Genomic DNA, 17,221 nt, shown 5'->3' with positions numbered 1-17,221 from the left:
GAGACGACGCGGGCGGTGAATCCCGCGCGAGTATCAGGAGGAACGTCCCATGACCGAGGCTGCTCTGCCCGCCGGTTGGCCCGCCATGTCCATCGCCCAGGCCAACGCGATGATCACCGCGCCCGGCTCGCCCGCCGAGATCGAGACGGTGGATATCCGGGGCGTTCCGACCCGCGTCTGGAAGAACCTGCCGCCGTCGATCCGCGCCATCGTCGAGCTGGGCCGCACCCATGGGGACCGGGTGTTCCTGGTCTATGAGGACGAGCGGGTCACCTTCGAGGCCTTCCACCGCGCCGTGGCCGCCTTCGCCGCCGAGCTGCAGGCCCAGGGCGTGGTCAAGGGCGACCGGGTCGCCGTGATCATGCGAAACCTGCCCGAGTGGCCGGTGGCCTTCTACGCCGCCGCCGCCGTGGGGGCCATCGTCACCCCGCTGAACGCCTGGTGGACGGGACCGGAGCTGGAATACGGCCTCACCGATTCCGGGACCAAGGTCGTGGTCATGGACGCCGAGCGCTATGAGCGCATGACCGAACACCTGCCCAACTGCCCCGACCTGGTCCGCGTCTATGTCAGCCGCGACCGCGAGGAGATCGCCCACCCGCTGGTGACCCAGCTCGAGAGCGTGATCGGCGGCGCCAACGACTGGGCCAAGCTGCCCGACCGACCGCTGCCCGATGTCGAGATCGGCCCGGACGACGACGCCACCATCTTCTACACCTCGGGCACCACGGGTAAGCCGAAGGGCGCGCTCGCCACCCAGCGAGGCGTCAATTCCAACATCATGGCCGCGGCGGTCTCCGGCGCCCGGGCCTTCCTGCGTCGGGGCGAGGCGCCGCCCCAGCCCGATCCCAATGGCCCGCAGCGCTCGTCGCTGATCTCCGTGCCCTTCTTCCACGTCACCGGCTGTTTCGCCGTGCTGAACCCGTCCCTGGCGGGCGGCGCCAAGCTGGTGATGATGCACAAATGGGACGTCATTCGCGCCTTCGAGCTGATCGAGCGCGAAAAGGTCCAGTCGGCCGGCGGCGTGCCCACCATCGCCTGGCAACTCATCGAGCATCCGGCGCGGGCCAACTACGATCTCTCGTCCCTGGAGGCCGTGGCCTATGGCGGCGCGCCCTCTGCGCCCGAGCTGGTGCGCAAGATCAAGGAGACCTTCCCCAAGTCGGCGGCCGGCAATGGCTGGGGCATGACCGAGACCTGCGCCACGGTGACCACCCACGGGGCCGAGGACTACGCCAACCGTCCCGACAGCTGCGGCCCGGCCGTGCCGGTCTCCGACCTGGAGATCCGCGACCCCGCCGACGGCAAGACCGTGCTGGCCCCCAACCAGGTGGGCGAGCTGTGGGCGCGCGGCCCGCAGGTGGTGAAGGGCTACTGGAACAAGCCCGAGGCCACGGCCCAGACCTTCGTCGACGGCTGGGTGCGCACCGGCGACCTGGCGCGGCTGGACGAGGAGGGCTTCTGCTTCATCATCGACCGGGCCAAGGACATGCTGATCCGCGGCGGCGAGAACATCTACTGCATCGAGGTCGAGAACGTCCTCTATGACCACCCTGCGGTGATGGACGCCGCCATCGTTGGCATTCCGCACCGGACCCTGGGGGAAGAGCCCGGCGCCGTGGTGACGCTGAAGCCCGGCGCCTCGGCCACCGAGGCCGAGCTGCGCGCCCATGTGGCCGAACACCTGGCCGCCTTCAAGGTGCCGGTGAAGGTCAAGTTCTGGCACGAGACCCTGCCGCGCAACGCCAATGGCAAGATCCTCAAGAACGAGCTCAAGAAGCTGTTCGAGGAGGAGCAGGCCCCGGCCTGATGGCCCGCAGGCGGGCCGACGTCCTGCTGGTGGAGCGCGGCCTGTTCGACAGCCGCGCCAAGGCCCGCGCCGCCATCGAGGCGGGCGGCGTCACGGTCGGCGGCCGGGTGCTGGCCAAGGCCTCCGAGCCGCTCGAGGCGGACGCCGAGATCGTCGCCGTGGCCGCCCATCCCTATGTGGGGCGGGGCGCCCTGAAACTGGTCCACGCCCTGGACCTGTGGCCGGTCGAGGTCGTGGGCCGAGCGGTGCTGGACGTGGGCGCGTCGACCGGCGGCTTCACCGAGGTCTGCCTGGCGCGCGGGGCGGCGAAGGTCTTCGCCGTCGATGTGGGACGCGGCCAGCTCCACCCCCGGCTTGCGGCCGATCCCCGGGTGGCGAACCTCGAAGGCGTCGATGCGCGCAGCCTGGACGCGGCCTTGATCCCGACCCCGCCGGACCTGATCGTCACCGATGTCAGCTTCATCGGCCTGGCCAAGGCCCTGCCGGCGGCGCTTGGCCTGGCGCGGGACGGGGCCGATCTGGTCGCCCTGGTCAAGCCGCAGTTCGAGGCGGGCCCGCAGGGGGTGGGGAAGGGCGGTCTGGTCAAGGACGAGGCGGTTCGCGCCCGGACCCTGGCCGAGGTCATGGCCTTCCTGGAGGCCGCGGGCTGGGCTGTCCGGGGCACCGCCGACAGCCCCATAGCCGGGGGCGACGGCAATCGCGAATACCTGCTCTGGGCCATGAAAAAAGCCGCCGGCGATTAAGCCGACGGCCTTCTCACGCTCAGACGCCGGTACTAGTCGACGACCTGATAATTGCCCGAGGCGTCCTGGCAGACGCGGACGAAGCGCTTCTGAACCCGGCCGTCGGGGAGATAGATCGGGCTCTCGGCCAGGGTGCAGCCGTCGGCGCCGGGACGCTCTGTGACCTCATATCGCGTGCCGCGACGGTCGTAGGCGTAGTCGTCGTCGCCATAGCGGTCGCGATCGTATGAACCGGCGTAGTAGCCGCGATCGGAATAGCCGCCCGACCCGTAGCGCGAGCCGTTGTCGTAATAGGTCGAGCGCGGCGCCCGGTAGGATTCGCAGGCCGCGGAGTTCTTGCCGACCGCCGCGCCGCCCACGGCGCCGAGCGCGCCGCCCAGCAGGGCGCCTTCGGTCCGCGCGTTGCGGGCCGCGGCGTTGGAACCGATCACCGCGCCCAGCGCGCCGCCGATCAGGGCGCCGGCCGTGCCGCGATTGGTCGAGGACCGACGGCAGGGGTCGTAATAGGTCCCCTCGCGCTGGTCGTAATAGCCGGCCGACTGGGCCGCGGCGAAGGTCGGGACCGTCACGGCGGCCGAGAGGGCCATCACGCCGGCGACGCCGGCCAGGGCGCCCTTGGCGAATTTGGTGCGGAAGTTCATGGGTTCATCCCCTCGTTGAATCTCGATGATGCTGTGTTGCGGGCCTAGCCGCGGCCGCTCGGCCGCCAGACGCCATCGCGCCCGCGGCAGACTTCGAAGCTGTGGTTGCGGCCGCCGTAGTACTCCTGCACCCAGCGGCAGTTGTTGCGTTGGTAGGCGCTGCGTTGGACGCGCTTGGGATAGGCGCCGCACTTGACGTTGCGCTTGGCGATCTCGTGACCGGCGACCGCGCCGACCACGCCGCCCAGCACCGCGCCCTCGGTCTTGGCGCCGTTGCCCGCCACGCTGCCGCCGACCACGGCGCCCAGGACGCCGCCCGCCAGGGTGCCCTGGTTGGCCTTGCGGCGCTGTTCGGCGCGGCAGGGATCGCCTGAGCCATAGGACTGGGCGGCGGCGAAGGTCGGGATGGTGAGGGTGGAGGCCGCAACGGCCGCTGCGGCGGCGAGGGCGAGGACGCGATTCATCGGGTGGCTCCAGATTGGGTGAGGCGACGCCGGGGCGCCGACTGCGGTAGAGAGATTGGTGGAACGAACCTGAACGCTGCTTGAGTGCGTCGTTCATCTTCGTTCATGTGACGCTGCGCCTTGATCCACACGGGTTGGACGCGAGTTTCCTGAAAACGAGCTAGAGCATGCGAAGTTCCCGGCGGCCGTCCCGGCCCCAGAGGCGTCCCCAGTCCGAATCTCCGTCCGGGCCCGCCCTTGAGGTGGTCATCGAGAGCGTAGGCGGAGAAGGGGACGGCATTGCGGCAGGACCGCTCTTCGCGCCCTTCACCCTGCCGGGCGAGCGCGTGCGCCTGGCTCCGGGCGGCGAGCGGCGAGAGGTCGAGCAGATCCTGCAGGCGAGCGCGGAGCGGGTCGTCCCGCCGTGCCCGCATTTCGGGGTCTGCGGCGGCTGCGCCCTCCAGCACTGGGAGCACGGCGCCTATCTGGCCTGGAAGGTCGACCGCCTGCGCCGCACCCTGGCCCGCGAGCGGATCGAGACCGAGTTCCTGCCGGCCGTGGCGGCTCCGCCGGCCAGCCGCCGCCGCCTGGCCCTGCACGCCCGCCCCGGCGGTCGCGGCGCCGCGCGCCTGGGCTTCAAGGCGCGCAAGTCCTGGGACGTGGTCGATATCGAGGTCTGCCCTATCGCCGATCCGGCCTTGCAGGCGGCCCTGCCGGCCCTGCGCGCCCTGGCCGCGCCGCTGTTCGAGCATTCCAAGTCCGCCCCCACCCTGCACGTCACCCTCACCGCCACCGGCATCGACGTCGACATCACCGGGGTGGAGCGCAAGAGCGGCGGCCTGTCGGCCGATGCGCGCATGCGGCTGGCCGAGATCGCCGCCCGAGGCGACTTCGCCCGCGTCACCCTGGACGGGGAGCCGGCCTATCTGGCCCGCCAGCCCATGGTCCGCCTGGGCCCAGCCACCGTCGCCCTGCCGGCCGGGGCCTTCCTGCAGGCCGTGCCCGCCGCCGAGGCCGCCATGGCCGCCCTGGCGGTGGAGGCGGCGGCCGGCGCCGACAAGATCGCCGACCTCTATTGCGGGGTGGGGACCTTCACCTTCCGACTGGCCGGGGTCGCGCCCGTCCTGGCCTGCGACTCCTCAGGCCCTGCCATCCGTGCGCTCAACGCCGCGGCCTCGACCGCGCCTGGGACACGGGGGATCGTCGGCGAGCATCGCGACCTCGCGCGGCGCCCGCTCCTGGCCGAGGAAATGAAGCGCATCGACACGGTTGTGTTCGACCCGCCGCGGGCCGGGGCCTCCGAACAGTCGGCCGAGATCGCCCGCTCCAAGGTCGCCCGCGCCGTGGCGGTGTCCTGCAACCCCGCCACCTTCGCCCGCGACGCGCGGATCCTGATCGACGGCGGCTTCGTCCTCGATCGCCTGCTGCCGGTCGACCAGTTCCTCTGGTCGCCGCATATCGAGCTGGTGGGCGTGTTCAGCCGCTGATGAACGGCCCGCCGGGTGGCCCCCAGTTCCAGCTCGGCATGGGCGGATTGTCCTTGGGCGCCTCGACGCCCTCGGCCGAGTTGATCACCGCCAGCCGCGTGCCCCACTCCAGGTAGCCCACGAAGGCCGCGCGGAACTCCGGATCGTCGGGCAGGCCGACCTCGTCGGCGGTCTCCAGCATCAGCCCCACCCAGCGTTTGCGCTGCGGCTCGGTGAGGTGGCGGCCCAGGTGGTGGCCGATCATGCCGGCATGGCTGCCGCCCGCGCTGGTATAGGCCTTGGGCCCGCCCAGCACCTCGCCGACGAAGGCCGCCACGTGTTGTGGGTGTTCGTTGTCCATGTGGGCGAAGATCGGCGCCAGGACCGGATCGCCGGGAACCTTTGCGTAGAAGGCGGTGGTGAGCGCCAGCAGCGCCTCGGCGCCCCCGGCCCAGTCGTAGAGGGTTGGGATGTCGGTCACGAAGGCTCCCCGGAACTGCGGCCAGACTTGGTGCGATGCGGCCGGGCCGTCAACCGGCCGCCGGAAGCCCGCGGCGCATGCAGGGAAAATCCCTTGCAAAACAATGTTCGGATCGGCGTCCTCATCCCCAACGAGAAGGCCGCGCCCGCTTCGAGGCGCCCCTCAGGGAGACGACCTATGAGCGACGGCGCCGTCGACATCCGTGGAGAAGCCCGCGCGCGGGCCTACGCCGAGCCGCTGGAGACCCTGAACCCGGCCCAGCCGCTGCTGTTCGCCGACGACCAGCTCTGGCCCTATTTCGAGCGCCTGCGGGCCGAGTCGCCGGTCCACTTCACCGAAGACAGCGCCTACGGGCCCTACTGGTCGGTGACCCGCTACAACGACATCATGGCGGTCGACACCAATCACGAGGTGTTCTCCTCCGCCGACGGCATCACCCTGGTCAGCCTCGAGGCCAAGGAGCAGAACGCCAACCGCCCGGCGCGGCCCAGCTTCATCTCCATGGACCCGCCCAAGCACGACGTGCAGCGCAAGACCGTCAGCCCCGCCGTGGCGCCGGCCAATCTGCATCGCATGGAGCCGGTGATCCGCGAGCGCGCCGGGATCATCCTCGACGGCCTGCCGATCGGCGAGGTGTTCGACTGGGTCGACCTGGTCTCCAAGGAACTGACGGCCATGACCCTGGCCACGCTCTTCGACTTCCCCTTCGAGGAGCGGCGGACCCTGACCCATTGGTCGGACTGCATGACCAACGCCCCCGGCCATGGCCCTGTGACCAGCTGGGACCAGAAGCGCAGCGAGATCGCCGCCTGTTTCGGCCGGTTCACGCAGATGTGGAGCGACCGGATCAACAGCCCGCCGGCCGGCGACATGATCTCGATGCTGGCCCATGGCGAGGCCACCCGCGACATGGACATCCACGAGTTCCACGGCAATGTCGCCCTGCTGATCATCGGCGGCAACGACACCACCCGGAACACCATCTCCGGCTCGGTCTATGCGCTCAACCAGAACCCCGGCCAGTACGCCAAGCTCAAGGCCGACCACTCGCTGATCTCGTCCATGGTCTCCGAGACCATCCGCTGGCAGACCCCGCTGGCCCACATGGCGCGCACCGCGACCCAGGACTACGAGCTGGGCGGCAAGACCATCCGGAAGGGCGATCGGGTGGCCATGTGGTACGTCTCGGGCAACCGCGACGACGAGGTCATCGCCGAGCCCGACAGCTACATCATCGACCGCGAGCGGCCCCGCCAGCACCTGTCCTTCGGGTTCGGCGTCCACCGCTGCGTCGGCAACCGCCTGGCCGAGCTTCAGCTCAAGATCATCTGGGAAGAGATGCTGGCCCGCTTCCCGACCATCGAAGTGGTCGCCGAACCGACCCGCACCCACTCGGTCTTCGTCAAGGGCTACGAGACCCTGCCGGTGATCATCCCGGCGCGGAACTAGCCCTCACTCCGCTCATCCCGGCGAAGGCCGGGACCCAGCTCAAGCCCGCTGAGTTCCAGGATGAATCTGGGTCCCGGCCTTCGCCGGGATGAGCGGGGAAGGCGGCGGTCTAACCGAACAGATCCCCCTGATCCCCGGCCTTCACCGGAACCCGGAACTGGCTGAGGTCCAGGCCGTCGAACCTGAACGTCAGGCCGTAGCGCTTCTTGGCCGCCTGGAAGCGCTGGGACATCATCTCGGCGATGGGGCCTTCGCCGCGCATCCGCTTGCCCCATTCGGGATCGTAGTCGAGGCCGCCGCGCATCTGGCGCACCAGCGACATCACCTTGCTCGCCCGGTCCGGGTGGTCGGTGGCCAGCCATTCCTGGAACAGGTCCTTGATCTCGCGCGGCAGGCGCAGGGCCACATAGCCCGCCCCCTTGGCGCCGGCGGCCGCGGCGCGTTCCAGCACCGCCTCCATCTCGTGGTCGTTGAGGCCCGGAATCGAGGGGGCGAACATCACGATCACCGGCACGCCGGCGTCCGACAGCGCCTTGATCGCCCCGATCCGCTTCTCCGGCGTCGCGGCGCGAGGCTCCATGCTGCGGGCCAGGGCGCGGTCCAGGGTGGTGACCGAGACCGCCACCCGGCAGAGGTTCTTGGCCGCCGTCTCCGCCAGGATGTCGAGGTCGCGCAGGATCAGCGCCGACTTGGTGATCACCGAGAACGGGTGGTTGAACCGCGCCAGCACCTCCAGCACCTGGCGGGTCACCCGCGCGGTGCGCTCCTGCGGCTGGTAGGGGTCGGTATTGCCGCCGATATGGATGAATTCCGGCCGGTAGCGCGGCGCCGACAGCTCCTTCTCCAGCAGCTTCCCCGCCTCGGGCTTGAAGAAGAGCTGGCTCTCGAAATCCAGCCCCGGCGACAGGCCCATATAGGCGTGGGCGGGCCGGGCGTAGCAGTAGATGCAGCCATGCTCGCAACCCCGATAGGGATTGATCGAGCGCGAGAACCCCACGTCCGGGCTGTTGTTCTTGCTGATGATGGTCTTGGCCCGCTCGGGGCTGAGCGTCGTCTTGATCTGGACCGGCTGCGGGTCCTCCACCGTCCAGCCGTCGTCGAAGGCCTCCCGCGCCTGGGCCTCATAGCGCCCTGACGCATTGGACCGGGCGCCGCGGCCCCGGATGGCGATCTGTTGGGTGAACGTGGACACCCCGCCACCCTAGCGTCGAATGAGAACAAAACAAGAACTCTATTGACGCCTCGTTCGAACCAACGCCACTGGGCCTATGCTCTCCGTGATCATCCCGACGCTGAATTCCGAGCGCGAGCTCGCCAACCTGTTGGGCCGCCTGGTGCCGGCGGCGGTGGACGGGCTGGTGGCTCAGGTGATCGTGCTCGACGGCAAGTCGACCGACGGCACGCTGGAGATCGCCGAGGACGCCGGCGCCGACCTGGCCTCCACCTTCGCCTCGGCCCTGGCGATCACCCGGCGCGACTGGGTGCTGATCCTGCCCGCCGATCTGCGCCTGCGCAGCGGCTGGGACGGGGCCCTGGGCGGCCACCTGACGGCGCGCGGCGGGTCGGCCCTGGTCCTGGGCGAAAGGGACGGGGAGGGGCTGCTGGCGCGGTTGAGGCCCGCGCCGTCCGGTCTGCTGGTGGCGAAATCCGCGCTCAGGGGCGCGGGGGCGGCGCTCGACCTAGTCGCTCTGCGCCGCAAGCATGGTGGGCGCACCCGGCTGTGAGGCCGGCTGGTCCAGGCGCGCGTCGATGAAGCCCTGGCCCTGGGCCAGGGCGTCCAGGGTCTTGCTCTCCTGGCCGAATTTCTTGCGATAGGTCCAGTAGGCCGCCATCACCTTCTCGACGTAGTTCCGGCTCTCAAGGCTGGGCAGGCTCTCGATGATCAGCAGGCTGTCGGCTTCCGGGCCGACCCGCTTGACGGTGTTCAGCAGGGTGCCGGGGCCGCCGTTATACGCCGCCACCGTGCGCAGGATGTCGTAGCCGACCCCGCGCTCCATCAGCCAGGTCACATAGTCCTGCCCGACCCGCAGGTTGAAGGCGGGATCGAACAGCGGGCTCATGTCGGTCTTGAGCTTGTCGTCGCCGGCGGCGCGGGCCGCGGCCTCGGGCATGAGCTGCATCAGGCCCACGGCGCCGGCATGGCTCACCACCAGCGGATTGAAGCGGCTCTCCTGGCGCACGATGGCGTAGACCAGGGCCTTGTCGACGGTGAAGCCGGATCTGGGCTCCAGGGTGGGCGTCGGATAGTCGGGCTCGGCCACCGCGCGGGTCGGGCCGGTGAGCGCCGTCAGCGGGGCGTTCAGCGCCTGGATCAGCTCCATCCAGCGCGAGCGCTCGGTGGGGGTCTTGGCGAGCGTCAGTCCGGCGCGGCATTCCAGCCCGGCCTCGGTGGCCCGGCCGATCTGGGCCAGGGCCGCGGCGCGGTGGGCGCGGGAATCGCTGCTGATGAACCGCGCCAATTCCACGGTCGGTCCGGTGTAGGCGGCGGGCACGTAGCGGCCCTGATCGGCGACGGCGAGGAGCTTGGCCTTGCCCAGCGCCACGCGGCGCTCGGCGATCATGCCGTAGAAGGTGGTCGGGAAGCGGGCCGCCAGCGCCAGGAACTGGTCGGCGCGGGCGCCGTCGCCGGTCTCGGCCACCGCGCGCGCCGCCCAGTAGGCCGCCCCGGCGCGCAGCCAGGGATCCTCGTCCTCGTCGCGGGCCACCAGGGCCAGGTGGGTCTCGGCGGCGTCGTAGTTCTTCAGGCGATAGGCGGCCAGGCCGGCGATCCAGCGTTCGCCGGCGGCCGGGGCCAGCTCGAAGGCCCGCTTCATGTCGCCGGCGTAGAAGGCCTCGCGGGCCATCCGACCCTTGGCGCCGGGCAGGCGCTCGGCGATGCCCTGGGCGGTGCGCTCGATGGCGCCCCAGCCGAAACCCGCCAGCAGGGGCGTCTTCAGGGCCGGACCCGCGGGGGGCTTGCGTCGGCTGGCCAGGGAATAGATCCGCTCTGCGCCCGGCAGGTCGCCGAACCGCTCCAGCCACTTGGCCAGCTCGTCATAGCTGGCGGTGTGGGCGGTGGGATGCATGAGCTGGCGGAAGGCTAGGTGGCCGGCCAGGGACTGGTCCTTAGCCTGGGCGGCCTGCAGGCCGGCGTCGATGAAGTCGCCGTCCTCGACGGCGGCGAACGCCGCAGCGTACCGCTGGGCGTCCGAATCGCTCAGCACCTTGGGCGCTGCGACGGCGGTTTGGGCGAAGGCGGCGAAGATCCCGGCGAGAACCGCGACCTGAATGCCGTTGCGTGCCTGCATCCATTTCCCGCGTCGGCCGCTTCTTGAGAGCGATCTGGACGCAGCCCTTGTTCTCGACAGAGGGAGTCCTAGCCGCCCCGTTCCGGGCGATCAAGTCGCTCGGTCAGGGTCAGAAGGTCGCTCCACGCCTTCTTCTTGGCTGCCGGTTGTCTGAGCAGGAAGGCCGGGTGGAGTGTCGGCATGGCGGGCAGTTCCAGTTCGCCGCTCTCCGAACGCCATTCGAACCACCGCCCGCGCAGGGACAAAATCCCCTCGTCGCGCTTCAGCATCGACTTGGCCGAGGGCGCGCCGACCAGCAGCAGCATCTTCGGCGCGACCAGCTCGATGGCCCGCTCCAGGAAGGGTTGGCAGACCGCCTGTTCCTGCGGCGTCGGCGTCCTATTCCCTGGGGGGCGCCAGAAAACGGTGTTGGTGATGAACACCCGGTCGGTCAGGCCCGCGGCGGCGAACATCTTGTCGAGGAGCTGGCCCGCCTTGCCGACAAAGGGCTCGCCGCGGGCGTCTTCCTCCGCGCCCGGGCCCTCGCCGATCACCAGCAGCGGCGCATCGGCCGCGCCGCGCGAGAACACCGCCTGGCGCGCGCCCTCGAACTTCAACGGGCAGCCGTCGAAACCGGAAATGGCGGCCTTCAGCGCGTCCAGGTCCCGGGCTTCCGCGGCCAGACGCCGCGCCTCGATCACCGCCGAGGCGACATCGGGGGCCAGGCCCGGCTTGCGCACGGCCGACGTGGGGGCGGCGGCCTTCCGCTCCGGCGGGCGCGGCGGGACGATCTTGCCCGCCTCGATGCGGTCCACCGCAACGTCCAGCAGCATGGCGTCGACCCCCGCCTCGGCCCAGAAGGCGAGCAGGCTTTCGGCGGCGCGGGGGTCGGCTGGGGTCATCGGGTCCGAGAAAAGCTTCTGTGAGACAGTTGTATAGCGGAGTTCACGCTTGACCGCCCTCGTACAAGCTACCGATAAGTCCCGCGACGGATCAACGCCGCGTGACATAAGGGGAGGGGAACCCCTGGCGCGCGGATCTTAGGGAGTTGGGGACATGACCGAAGCCATCGAACGCGAAGCGATGGAGTACGATGTCGTCATCGTCGGCGCCGGCCCCTCGGGACTCTCGGCGGCGATCCGCCTGAAACAGCTTGCCGAAGCGGCCGGGACCGAGATCTCGGTGGCCGTGCTGGAAAAGGGCTCCGAGGTCGGCGCCCACATCCTGTCCGGCGCCGTGATCGACCCCATCGGCCTCAACGAGCTGCTGCCCAACTGGAAAGAGCTGGGCATCCCGCTGGAGACCAAGGTCACCCGCGACAAGTTCGTGATCCTGGGGCCGCAGGGCGACCTGGACATCAGCTTCCTGCCGTTCCCGAAGTGGATGCTCAACCACGGCAACTACATCGCCTCGCTCGGCAACGTCTGCCGTTCGATGGCCCAGCACGCCGAGGCGCTCGGCGTGGAGATCTATCCCGGCATGGCCGCCTCCGAGGTGGTCTACAACGAGGACGGTTCCGTGAAGGGCGTCGTGGCCGGCGTGTTCGGCATCGGCAAGGACGGCCAGCCTGGCCCCGACTTCCAGCCCGGCATCGAACTGCACGCCAAGTACACCTTCATCGGCGAGGGCGTGCGCGGCTCGCTGGCCAAGCAGCTGCAGGCCAAGTTCGGCCTCACCGCCGGCCGTGATCCGCAAAAATTCGGCATCGGGATCAAGGAGTTGTGGCAGGTTCCTGACGAGAACTTCGAGGCCGGCCTGACCCAGCACACCTTCGGCTGGCCGCTGAAGAACGACGCCGGCGGCGGCTCGTTCATGTACCACTTCGGTGACAACTACGTGGCCATCGGCTTCGTGCTGCACCTCAACTACAAGAACCCCTGGCTCTCGCCCTTCGACGAGTTCCAGCGCTTCAAGACCCACCCGGCGATCCGCTGCTACCTGGAAGGCGGGAAACGCATCTCCTACGGCGCGCGCGCCATCACCGAGGGCGGCCACCAATCCCTGCCGCAGCTCTACTTCCCTGGCGGCGTGCTGTTGGGCTGCTCGGCCGGCATGGTCAATGTCCCGCGCATCAAGGGCAGCCACAACGCCGTGAAGAGCGGCATGCTGGCCGCCGAGGCCGCTTTCGCCGCCATTGGCGCGGGCCGTTCGGGCGACGAGCTGACCTCGTACGAAGAGACCTACAAGAAGTCGTGGATCGCCAGGGAGCTGCGCAACGTGCGCAACTTCAAGCCGCTGTGGTCGAAGTTCGGCACCATCCCGGGCATCGTCCTGGGCGGGATCGACGCCATCATCGCCAACGCGCTCGGCGGCTGGTCGCCGTGGGGCACGCTTAAGCACGGCAAGAGCGACGCCGAATCCACCGGCTTGGCCAAGGACTACGATCCCATCGTCTATCCGAAGCCCGACGGCGAGTTCAGCTTCGATAAGCTGTCCTCGGTCTTCCTGTCCTCCACCAACCACGACGAGAACCAGCCGGCCCACCTGAAGCTGAAGGACGCTTCGGTCCCCATCCAGGTGAACCTGCCCCGCCACGGGGAGCCTGCGCGGCTCTACTGTCCGGCCGGGGTCTATGAGGTGCTCTACGACGCCGAGGGCAAGAACCCGAAGTTCCAGATCAATTTCCAGAACTGCGTCCACTGCAAGACCTGCGACATCAAGGATCCGTCGCAGAACATCGTCTGGACCACGCCCCAGGGCGGCGACGGGCCGAACTATCCGAACATGTGACGCCAAGCCTCGCCCTGGCGCCTTGATGTTGGCGCGGAAAGCGGGGAGTCTCGCGCCATGCGCCATCTGCTCGTTGCCCTCGCCCCGCTCCTCCTGGTCGCCGCCTGCGCGACGCCGTCCGAGGAGGTCGCCTGGCGCCCGACCATGATCGACGGCATGGGGGGCTCGGCCTATGGGGCCTTCCTGGCCGGCCAGGGGGCGCTCAACGACGGCAACGGGGCCGAGGCGGCGGCCTATTTCGAGCGCGCCGAGACCGAGGGCGGCGCCAACGACCTGCTGCGCGACCACGCCTTCACCGCCGCGGTCCTGGCTGGCGACATCGCCAAGGCCGCCGCTCTGGCGCCTGAGGGCGAGGAGGCCTCGGACGCCACGAAGCGCCTGGGCCAGCTGGTCAAGGGCGTCGAGAACATGGCCCAGGGCAAGGGCAAGGACGCCCACGCCATCCTGACCGGCGACGGTATCGGTTTTCCCCATCGCGGCGCCGCGGCCCTGCTGGCCCCGTGGGCGGCGGCCATGGCCGGCGACGTCGACGGCTCGCTGGTGCGGCCCGAGGTGCGCGGTGACCGGGTCGTCGACTATTTCGGCCAGCTCGGCCAAGCCTATCTCTATGAGCGGGTCCGCCGCTTCGACGAGGCGGAGACCGACTACAAGGCGCTGACCGGCGCCGAGAATCCGCTGGACATGGCGATCCTGGCCTATGGCGCCTTCCTGGAACGGCGCAATCGCCGCGCCGACGCCGTGGCCCTCTACGACAAGGCGCTCGCCGCCCAGCCCTCGGATGCGATCATCGCCGCGGCGCGCCTGCGCGCGCTCTCGGGCAAGTCCACGCCGCCCATGCCGAGCCTGCGCCAGGGCGCGGCCCAGGTGCTGATCGCCCCGGCCGCCACCATGCTGGGCGCCAAGCAGGACCAGCTGGGCCTGGCCTATCTGCGCCTGTCCCTGCGGCTCGATCCCACCCGCAACGAGGCCTGGCTGATGGTCGGCGACCTGATGGAGGTGGCCGGCGACACCACCGCCTCGCGCGACGCCTACGGCCGGCCCAAGCTGGGTTCTCCGGAATTCGCCACGGCGCGAGCCAAGCTCGCCTGGAGCTACCAGAACGCCAAGCAGCCCGAGATCGCGCTCAAGATGGCCCAGGAGGCCGCGGCCTCCGGCGACCACGAGGCCCGGGTCACCTATGCCGACCTGCTGCGCGCCAACGACCGCTATGCGGAATCCGCCCAGGTGCTGAGCCAGGCGATGGGCGCGAACGCCAATCCCGACTGGCGACTGCTCTATGCCCGCGGCGTGGCTTTCGAGCGCTCGGGCCAGTGGCCGGCCGCCGAGCGCGACCTGCAGGCCGCGTTGAGCCAGCGGCCCGAGGATCCCGAACTGCTGAACTATCTGGGCTATTCCTGGATCGACCGGGGCGAACACCTGGCCGAGGCCCTGGGCATGGTCCAGAAGGCCGTGGCCGCCAATCCGCAGTCGGGCGCCATGATCGACAGCCTCGGCTGGGCCTATTACCGCCTGGGCGACTACAAGAAGGCGGTCGAGCGGCTGGAACAGGCCGTCGAGCTCGAGGCCGGCGATCCCGAGATCAACAACCACCTGGGCGACGCCTACTGGCGCGTCGGCCGCCGCACCGAGGCGGAGTTCCAGTGGCGCCGGGTGCTGACGCTGGATCCCGACGAGCGGATCAAGGCCGATGTCGAGGCCAAGCTGACCTCGGGCCTCGGCCCCAAGGGGCCGGCGACGTCGCCGCGCATCGCCGAGCATTAGGCCATGGGCCCCGCGGCGTTCGCGCCTGCCAAGATCAACCTCTTCCTGCATGTCGGCGCGCCCGGGGCCGACGGCTATCACCCGCTCTGCAGCCTAATGGTCTTCGCCGACATCGGCGACCGGGTGAGCGTCCATGAGGCCGACGCCCTGGCCTTGCGGGTCCATGGCCCGTTCGCCGCGGGCCTGCCCACCGAGGACGCCGACAATCTTGTCCTGCGCGCCGCCCGCGCCCTGATGGCCCGCGCGCGCGGGCCGCAGCCACCCCTGGCGCTTTCGCTCGACAAGCGGCTGCCGGTGGCCGCGGGCCTGGGCGGCGGCTCCAGCGACGCCGGCGCGGCCCTGCGCCTGGTGCGCGAAGCCCTGAGCCTCACCCTGGAAGACCGCGAGTTGGAGGCTATCGCCGCCGAGTTGGGCGCCGACGGCGCAGCCTGCCTCTGGGGCCGTCCGGTGCTGGCGGAGGGGCGGGGAGAGCGCCTCAGCCCCGCGCCCGGCCTGCCGGCCCTCGAGGCGGTGCTGGTCAATCCCGGGGTCAGCGTCTCCACGCCGGAGATCTATCGAGCCTTCGACGCCGCGGGCTCGTTCGCCGACATCGCGCCGCCCCCCATGCCCGAGGCGTTCGAGAGCGTCGAGGAACTGGCCGGCTGGCTGCGCGCCACGACCAACGACCTGCAGGCGCCCGCCGTGGCCCTGGCCCCGGCGATCGGCGACGTGCTGGAGACCCTGGCCGACGAGCCCGAGGCCCTGCTGGCGCGGATGTCCGGCTCCGGCGCCACCTGTTTCGCCCTCTGCGGCTCGGACATCCAGGCCGAGACCCTGGCCGAGCGCCTGGAGGCCATGCGTCCGGCCTGGTGGGTCAAGCGCTGCCGCCTGGGTGGGCCCTGGGACCAGGCGGTCTAGAATTCGCGCAAACGAAAACGGGGGCCCGCTAGGGCCCCCGTTCCCGAGAGGGGAGCAGGGACCCAGGCGGCCCTGCTCCTGATCTGGACGCCTACGAGTGGTAGGCGCGTTCGCCGTGTTCGACGATGTCGAGGCCTTCTTCCTCGGTGTCGACCGAGGGCCGCAGGCCGATGGTGAACTTGATCGCGAAGAAGGTGATGGCCGAGGCCACCGCCGACCAGGAGATCGCCACCAGGACCGCTTTCACCTGGGCCATGACCTGGGTGCCCATCACATAGGCGGCCGTGTCGCAGGTGGAGATGTCGCCGTCGAGGCCGCAGGTCGTGTAGTCGACCACGCCCGCGCCGCCCCAGGCCGGATTGACCAGGAAGCCGGTGGCGATGGCGCCGACGATGCCGCCGACCGCGTGGATGCCGAAGGCGTCCAGGCTGTCGTCGTACTTCAGCGCGTTCTTCACGACCGAGCAGAAGATCACGCAGATCGGCGAGACGATGAGGCCCAGGAGCAGGGCGCCCACAGGGCCGGCGAAGCCGGCGGCCGGGGTGACGGCCACGAGGCCGGCGACCAGACCCGAAGCCATGCCCAGCATGCTGGCCTTCTTACGGGTCACCCACTCGGTGACCACCCAGGAGAGGCCGGCGCCGGCGGTGGCGACCAGGGTGTTCATCATGGCCAGGGCGGCGTAGCCGTTGGCTTCGAGATTGGAGCCGGCGTTGAAGCCGAACCAGCCCACCCACAGCAGACCGGCGCCCGCGAGCGTCAGGGTCAGGGAGTGAGGCGGCATGGCCTCGACCTTGAAGCCCTTGCGAGGACCCGTCACCAGGGCGCCGACCAGGGCCGCGATCCCGGCGTTGATGTGGACCACGGTGCCGCCGGCGAAGTCGATGGCGCCCCAGCCCCAGAGCAGGCCCGACTGGACCGGATCCTTCGGCGCGGTGGCGATGGCGTCGGGGCCAGCCCACCACCACACCATGTGCGCCATGGGATAGTAGGAGAGGATCGGCCAGAGGATGGCGAAGGCCACCACCGCGGCGAACTTCATCCGCTCGGCCACGCCGCCCAGGACCAGGGCCGCGGTGATGCAGGCGAAGGTCATTTGGAAGCAGATGAACACCAGTTCGGGGATGTAGATGCCCGTCGAGAAGGTCGCCACGTTGCTGGCCGGGGTCACGTCCTTGAGGAACAGCCGCCCGGCGCCGCCGATGAACTTGTCGAGGCCGCCGCCGTCGGTGAAGGCAAGGCTGTAGCCGTAGAGCAGCCAGGCGATCATGCCGATGACGGTCACCGTGGAGACCTGCATCAGCATGGACAGCATGTTCTTCTGGCGGACCAGGCCGCCGTAGAACAGGGCCAGGCCCGGCAGGATCATCAGCAGGACTAGGACGGTGGAGACCAGCATCCAGGTGGTGTCGCCCTTGTCGACCGTCTGGGCCGGGGCTTCGGTGGTCGGAGCAGGCGCGGCCTCGGCGGCGGCCGGAGCGGCTTCCGCGGGCGCTGCGGCCGGCGTGGCCTCAGCCGCGGGCGCGACGGCCTC

At 70.1% G+C, this 17,221-nt stretch carries 15 protein-coding genes; 8 read left to right on the top strand and 7 right to left on the bottom strand.

The features are described from left to right. Window positions 1-49: 49 nt before the first annotated feature. Both V6M51_RS21865 and V6M51_RS21860 read left to right on the top strand, forming a co-directional pair. Window positions 50-1,810, top strand: coding sequence for a class I adenylate-forming enzyme family protein (locus tag V6M51_RS21865; RefSeq protein WP_332770354.1), 1,761 nt, complete (start codon window positions 50-52; stop codon window positions 1,808-1,810). Beyond that, the gene (locus V6M51_RS21860) at window positions 1,810-2,553 is read left to right on the top strand and encodes a TlyA family RNA methyltransferase (RefSeq protein WP_332770353.1); all 744 of its coding nucleotides are present in this window, start codon (window positions 1,810-1,812) and stop codon (window positions 2,551-2,553) included. The genes V6M51_RS21865 and V6M51_RS21860 overlap by 1 nt, the downstream gene beginning before the upstream one ends. Window positions 2,554-2,585: 32 nt before the next feature. On the opposite strand, the gene V6M51_RS21855 is transcribed toward V6M51_RS21860, so the two are convergent. After that, on the bottom strand, window positions 2,586-3,194 hold the full coding sequence (locus tag V6M51_RS21855; RefSeq protein WP_332770352.1) for a glycine zipper 2TM domain-containing protein: 609 nt from the start codon (window positions 3,192-3,194) through the stop codon (window positions 2,586-2,588). 44 nt (window positions 3,195-3,238) lie between these two features. Then, entirely contained in the window at window positions 3,239-3,658 is a 420-nt protein-coding gene (locus V6M51_RS21850) for a glycine zipper 2TM domain-containing protein (protein WP_332770351.1), read from the bottom strand. A 242-nt stretch (window positions 3,659-3,900) separates the two neighbouring features. Here V6M51_RS21850 and V6M51_RS21845 point away from each other — a divergent pair, with 242 nt between their 5' ends. Beyond that, complete coding sequence (locus V6M51_RS21845) at window positions 3,901-5,124, top strand: class I SAM-dependent RNA methyltransferase (protein WP_332770350.1); 1,224 nt, start codon at window positions 3,901-3,903, stop codon at window positions 5,122-5,124. Here the strand turns inward: V6M51_RS21845 and V6M51_RS21840 are convergent. After that, window positions 5,114-5,584 (bottom strand): group II truncated hemoglobin, encoded by a 471-nt coding sequence (locus tag V6M51_RS21840; protein WP_332770349.1) that lies wholly within the window; start codon window positions 5,582-5,584, stop codon window positions 5,114-5,116. The two genes, V6M51_RS21845 and V6M51_RS21840, sit on opposite strands and share 11 nt — an antisense overlap. A 177-nt stretch (window positions 5,585-5,761) precedes the next feature. Between V6M51_RS21840 and V6M51_RS21835 the strand changes: the two genes are divergently transcribed. Next, entirely contained in the window at window positions 5,762-7,033 is a 1,272-nt protein-coding gene (locus V6M51_RS21835; RefSeq protein WP_332770348.1) for a cytochrome P450, read from the top strand. 109 nt (window positions 7,034-7,142) lie between these two features. Here the strand turns inward: V6M51_RS21835 and V6M51_RS21830 are convergent, their stop codons facing one another. After that, the gene (locus tag V6M51_RS21830; protein ID WP_332770347.1) at window positions 7,143-8,225 is read right to left on the bottom strand and encodes a PA0069 family radical SAM protein; all 1,083 of its coding nucleotides are present in this window, start codon (window positions 8,223-8,225) and stop codon (window positions 7,143-7,145) included. A gap of 76 nt (window positions 8,226-8,301) precedes the next feature. Here V6M51_RS21830 and V6M51_RS21825 point away from each other — a divergent pair, with 76 nt between their 5' ends. Next, window positions 8,302-8,757 (top strand): glycosyltransferase, encoded by a 456-nt coding sequence (locus tag V6M51_RS21825; RefSeq protein WP_332770346.1) that lies wholly within the window; start codon window positions 8,302-8,304, stop codon window positions 8,755-8,757. Here V6M51_RS21825 and V6M51_RS21820 read toward each other — a convergent pair. Together V6M51_RS21820 and V6M51_RS21815 are read right to left on the bottom strand one after the other, a co-directional pair. Next, window positions 8,713-10,320 carry a lytic transglycosylase domain-containing protein gene (locus V6M51_RS21820; RefSeq protein ID WP_332770345.1) on the bottom strand — a complete coding sequence of 536 codons (1,608 nt, stop codon included), beginning with the start codon at window positions 10,318-10,320 and terminating at the stop codon, window positions 8,713-8,715. The genes V6M51_RS21825 and V6M51_RS21820 overlap by 45 nt on opposite strands. A 68-nt stretch (window positions 10,321-10,388) precedes the next feature. Then, the gene (locus V6M51_RS21815) at window positions 10,389-11,201 is read right to left on the bottom strand and encodes a uracil-DNA glycosylase (protein WP_332770344.1); all 813 of its coding nucleotides are present in this window, start codon (window positions 11,199-11,201) and stop codon (window positions 10,389-10,391) included. A 154-nt stretch (window positions 11,202-11,355) separates the two neighbouring features. Between V6M51_RS21815 and V6M51_RS21810 the strand changes: the two genes are divergently transcribed. The 3 genes from V6M51_RS21810 to V6M51_RS21800 are packed head-to-tail and all read left to right on the top strand — an operon-like array spanning window position 11,356 to window position 15,687. Continuing rightward, a complete protein-coding gene (locus V6M51_RS21810) occupies window positions 11,356-13,029 on the top strand; it encodes an electron transfer flavoprotein-ubiquinone oxidoreductase (protein ID WP_332770343.1) in 1,674 nt (557 codons plus the stop codon). A 57-nt stretch (window positions 13,030-13,086) separates the two neighbouring features. Next, window positions 13,087-14,790 carry a tetratricopeptide repeat protein gene (locus V6M51_RS21805; protein ID WP_332770342.1) on the top strand — a complete coding sequence of 568 codons (1,704 nt, stop codon included), beginning with the start codon at window positions 13,087-13,089 and terminating at the stop codon, window positions 14,788-14,790. Between the two features lie 3 nt (window positions 14,791-14,793). Then, window positions 14,794-15,687: a 4-(cytidine 5'-diphospho)-2-C-methyl-D-erythritol kinase gene (locus V6M51_RS21800; protein WP_332770341.1), complete on the top strand. Its 894-nt coding sequence runs from the start codon at window positions 14,794-14,796 to the stop codon at window positions 15,685-15,687. Window positions 15,688-15,778: 91 nt separating this feature from the next. Here V6M51_RS21800 and V6M51_RS21795 read toward each other — a convergent pair. Continuing rightward, window positions 15,779-17,221, bottom strand: a 1,443-nt coding sequence (locus V6M51_RS21795; protein WP_332770340.1) for an ammonium transporter, incomplete at its 5' end; no start/stop codon positions are given.

It is taken from the genome of Phenylobacterium sp., assembly GCF_036677185.1.
In the GTDB taxonomy this organism is placed as follows: domain Bacteria; phylum Pseudomonadota; class Alphaproteobacteria; order Caulobacterales; family Caulobacteraceae; genus Phenylobacterium.
Note: the sequence above shows the minus strand (reverse complement) of the source record. Positions and strands in the feature narration are given on the sequence as shown.

What these genes read in the sequence shown, in the direction of transcription:
- V6M51_RS21860 (WP_332770353.1), top strand. Translation starts at nt 1,810, where the DNA reads ATGGCCCGCAGGCGGGCCGACGTCCTGCTGGTGGAGCGCGGCCTGTTC.
- V6M51_RS21820 (WP_332770345.1), bottom strand. Translation starts at nt 10,320, where the DNA reads ATGCAGGCACGCAACGGCATTCAGGTCGCGGTTCTCGCCGGGATCTTC.
- V6M51_RS21805 (WP_332770342.1), top strand. Translation starts at nt 13,087, where the DNA reads ATGCGCCATCTGCTCGTTGCCCTCGCCCCGCTCCTCCTGGTCGCCGCC.
- V6M51_RS21825 (WP_332770346.1), top strand. Translation starts at nt 8,302, where the DNA reads ATGCTCTCCGTGATCATCCCGACGCTGAATTCCGAGCGCGAGCTCGCC.
- V6M51_RS21810 (WP_332770343.1), top strand. Translation starts at nt 11,356, where the DNA reads ATGACCGAAGCCATCGAACGCGAAGCGATGGAGTACGATGTCGTCATC.
- V6M51_RS21800 (WP_332770341.1), top strand. Translation starts at nt 14,794, where the DNA reads ATGGGCCCCGCGGCGTTCGCGCCTGCCAAGATCAACCTCTTCCTGCAT.
- V6M51_RS21855 (WP_332770352.1), bottom strand. Translation starts at nt 3,194, where the DNA reads ATGAACTTCCGCACCAAATTCGCCAAGGGCGCCCTGGCCGGCGTCGCC.
- V6M51_RS21835 (WP_332770348.1), top strand. Translation starts at nt 5,762, where the DNA reads ATGAGCGACGGCGCCGTCGACATCCGTGGAGAAGCCCGCGCGCGGGCC.
- V6M51_RS21865 (WP_332770354.1), top strand. Translation starts at nt 50, where the DNA reads ATGACCGAGGCTGCTCTGCCCGCCGGTTGGCCCGCCATGTCCATCGCC.
- V6M51_RS21815 (WP_332770344.1), bottom strand. Translation starts at nt 11,201, where the DNA reads ATGACCCCAGCCGACCCCCGCGCCGCCGAAAGCCTGCTCGCCTTCTGG.
- V6M51_RS21850 (WP_332770351.1), bottom strand. Translation starts at nt 3,658, where the DNA reads ATGAATCGCGTCCTCGCCCTCGCCGCCGCAGCGGCCGTTGCGGCCTCC.